Raw genomic sequence first — 3,926 nt, forward strand, 5'->3', positions numbered from 1 at the left:
GCCGCCAGTGCGGAACCTAAATTTTTCAACATTAACATGATTCGCCTCCTAAATAGTTTTTCCATTATATGTTTCGCCAGGGCATCGGCAAAACGCCCATTTTTTACATGACAAAAATGTGGTTAATTACTACATCATACTACTTGCTTTGCAAAATTTAACACTCCTTCCATTTAGACGAAACCTGAATATAAATTTCTTTATTTCATAAGCCTCTAGCCAATGTCTGGCCAAATGTGATGCAAACGCAAAATAATGCCAAATCGCCACAAAGCCACATAAAATCTAGTTTAAGCCTCCCATCCCCTAATCCACACCCCGAAAAAAGCGCATTGTCAAGTCTAGTTAAACAAAGAAAAATACATTATATTGTGCCGTTCAAAGCAATCACATACCGTATCTTGTGTTTTTTAATGGGAAGACTGAACAATGAATGCAGCAACGAATATTAAAGTAACCAAACGCGACGGACGCTTGGAAGATATCAATTTAGACAAAATCCACCGTGTTGTTACTTGGGCGGCAGAAGGCTTACAAAACGTCTCCGTATCGCAAGTCGAGCTCAAATCTCATATTCAGTTTTACAACGGTATCCGTACCGACGATATCCATGAAACCATCATCAAGGCCGCGGCCGACCTAATCTCACAAGATACGCCCGATTATCAATATCTGGCTGCCCGCCTCGCCATTTTCCATCTGCGTAAAATCGCTTATGGCGAATTCGAGCCGCCTCACCTCTACGATCACGTTAAAAAACTGACCGAAGCAGGCAAATACGACCGCCACATCATCGCAGATTACAGCCGCGAAGAATTCGACGAGCTGAATGCCTATATTGACCACAGCCGCGATATGACCTTCTCTTATGCTGCCGTAAAACAGCTGGAAGGCAAATATCTGGTTCAAAACCGCGTTACCCGCCAAATTTATGAAACGCCGCAGTTCTTATATATTTTGGTCGCCATGTGTCTCTTCAGCAAATATCCGAAAGAGACCCGTTTGGATTACGTCAAACGCTTTTACGACGCCGTTTCCACATTCAAAGTATCGCTGCCTACACCTATCATGAGCGGTGTGCGTACGCCTACCCGTCAATTCTCAAGCTGCGTGTTGATTGAATGCGACGACAGCCTTGACTCCATCAACGCCACCACCAGCGCGATTGTGAAATACGTTTCCCAACGAGCAGGCATCGGCATCAACGCCGGCCGTATCCGTGGCTTGGGTAGTGAAATCCGTGGCGGCGAAGCACAACACACCGGTTGTATCCCATTCTTCAAAATGTTCCAAGCGGCGGTTAAATCCTGCTCGCAAGGCGGCGTACGCGGTGGCGCGGCAACCTTGTTCTACCCATTGTGGCACATCGAAGCCGAAAGCCTGTTGGTATTGAAAAACAACCGCGGCGTAGAAGACAACCGTATCCGCCAACTGGACTACGGCGTGCAAATCAACCGTCTGCTGTACACCCGCTTGATCAAAGGCGGCAATATTACCCTGTTCTCGCCGAATGAAGTTCCGGGTTTGTATGATGCCTTCTTCGCCGATCAAGACGAATTCGAGCGCCTCTACACTCAATACGAGCAAGATCCAAACATCCGCAAACGTACTTTGCCGGCAACAGAATTGTTCTCTACCCTGATGCAGGAGCGCGCCGGTACCGGTCGAATCTACATCCAAAACGTTGACCACTGCAACACGCACAGCCCGTTTGATCCACACGTTGCGCCTGTTCATCAGTCCAACTTGTGTATGGAAATCGCCCTGCCGACCAAGCCTTTGGATAACATCAACGATCCGAACGGCGAAATTGCCTTGTGTACCTTGTCTGCCTTCAACTTGGGCGCATTGAACAACTTGGACGAACTGGAAGAGCTTGCCGATTTGACCGTACGCGCACTTGATGCCCTGTTGGATTATCAAGACTATCCGGTTGCAGCAGCACGCACCGCAACCATGAACCGCCGCACGCTTGGTATCGGCGTCATCAACTACGCCTACTATCTGGCGAAAAACGGCGTACGTTACAGCGACGATTCCGCGCTCGGCCTGACCCACCGTACCTTTGAAGCCATGCAGTATTACCTGCTCAAAGCATCGGTAAACCTTGCCAAAGAATACGGCGCATGCCCGCTCTTCAACCAAACCGTTTATTCGCAAGGCAAACTGCCTATCGACACCTACAAAAAAGACTTGGACGCCGTGTGCAGCGAGCCTTTGCATTACGACTGGGAAAGCCTGCGCGCTGGCATCGTCAAATACGGCCTGCGCAACTCTACCCTGACCGCACTCATGCCGTCTGAAACCAGCTCGCAAATTGCCAACGCCACCAACGGCATCGAGCCTCCACGTGGCCTGGTCAGCGTTAAAGCATCAAAAGACGGTATTTTGAAACAAGTCGTACCGGAATTTGAAACCCTGAAAGATGCCTACGAAACCCTGTGGCAGCTTCCGGGTAACGAAGGCTACCTGAAACTCGTCGGTGTAATGCAAAAATTTGTCGATCAATCGATTTCCGCCAATACCGCCTACGACCCGAACAAATTTGAAGGCAGCAAAGTTTCCATGAAACAAATGCTCAAAGACCTGCTGACCGCCTATAAATACGGCGTCAAAACCCTGTACTACCACAACACCCGTGATGGCGCAGACGATACGCAGACCGATATTCAAGATGACGGCTGTTCGGGCGGGGCTTGTAAGATTTAAAATAGGCTGATTTTTGAAATATATCCAAGGCTTCTAGATAGTAGAAGGCTTTAAGGATTTTCTTAAATTAAAACCTACTACTATATGAAGCTAAGTTGTTATTTTCCAGAAAAGGAAAAATATGGATGCCATTTGGTCATTCTTAGCTGAATATAAATTTTATGTATTTATTAGTGTTCTTTTAGTCTTCGCTATTTTAGGATGGCACTTTATTGATAAAATTCAACATGTTTCATATGGTGAATTAACAATTAATAGAAAAGTCGACTAATTTTTAAAAAGAGAGACATTATGTCCTGCGAACACCTAACCATGTCATACAGCACCTTTTCCAAAACCAAAAACGACGCGCTGAAAGAGCCGATGTTTTTTGGTCAACCGGTAAATGTCGCCCGTTATGACCAGCAGAAATACGAAGTATTTGAAAAACTGATCGAAAAACAATTGTCTTTCTTCTGGCGTCCGGAAGAAATCGACGTGTCGCGCGACCGTATCGACTATGCGAACTTGCCCGAACACGAAAAACATATTTTCATCAGCAATCTGAAATACCAAACTCTGCTCGATTCGATCCAAGGCCGCAGCCCAAATGTTGCGTTCTTGCCTTTGGTGTCTATTCCCGAGCTGGAAACTTGGATTGAAACGTGGAGCTTCAGCGAAACCATTCACTCGCGCAGCTACACTCATATCATCCGTAATATCGTGAATGATCCTTCGGTCGTGTTCGATGATATTGTGCAAAACAAATACATCATCGCCCGTGCTGAAGACATTGCCTGCTATTACGATGATTTGATTGAATACACCCAGTATTACAATCTGCTGGGCGAAGGCACGCACAATGTCGGCGGCAAGCTTGTTACCGTATCTTTGCGCGAGTTGAAGAAAAAACTCTATCTCTGCCTGATGTGCGTCAACGTATTGGAAGCCATCCGCTTCTACGTTTCATTCGCCTGCTCGTTCGCCTTTGCCGAGCGCGAATTGATGGAAGGCAACGCCAAAATCATCAAGCTGATTGCTCGTGACGAAGCCCTGCATTTGACCAGCACCCAGCATATGCTCAACCTGATGCGTGCCGGTGCCGATGATCCTGAAATGGCTGAAATTGCGAATGAATTGCAGGACGAGTGCTTCAACCTCTTCAAAAAAGCAGCCGAGCAGGAAAAAGAATGGGCGGCCTATCTGTTTAAAGACGGCTCAATGATTGGCCTGAACAA

The 3,926-nt window shown here is 46.9% G+C and carries 2 protein-coding genes; both read left to right on the forward strand.

Annotated features, from left to right (window positions below; genetic code table 11):
* Nucleotides 1–429 precede the first annotated feature (429 nt).
* Entirely contained in the window at nt 430–2,709 is a 2,280-nt protein-coding gene (gene nrdA / locus ACTHS3_RS10045) for a class 1a ribonucleoside-diphosphate reductase subunit alpha (RefSeq protein ID WP_004520361.1), read from the forward strand.
* A gap of 312 nt (nt 2,710–3,021) precedes the next feature.
* A partial coding sequence (nrdB, locus tag ACTHS3_RS10050; protein ID WP_440367883.1) for a class Ia ribonucleoside-diphosphate reductase subunit beta occupies nt 3,022–3,926 on the forward strand: 905 nt, incomplete at its 3' end.

This window comes from Neisseria sp. P0009.S007, from assembly GCF_051962515.1.

Excerpts from the sequence above, each read along its gene's own strand:
- nrdA (WP_004520361.1), top strand. The coding sequence starts at position 430 with ATGAATGCAGCAACGAATATTAAAGTAACCAAACGCGACGGACGCTTG.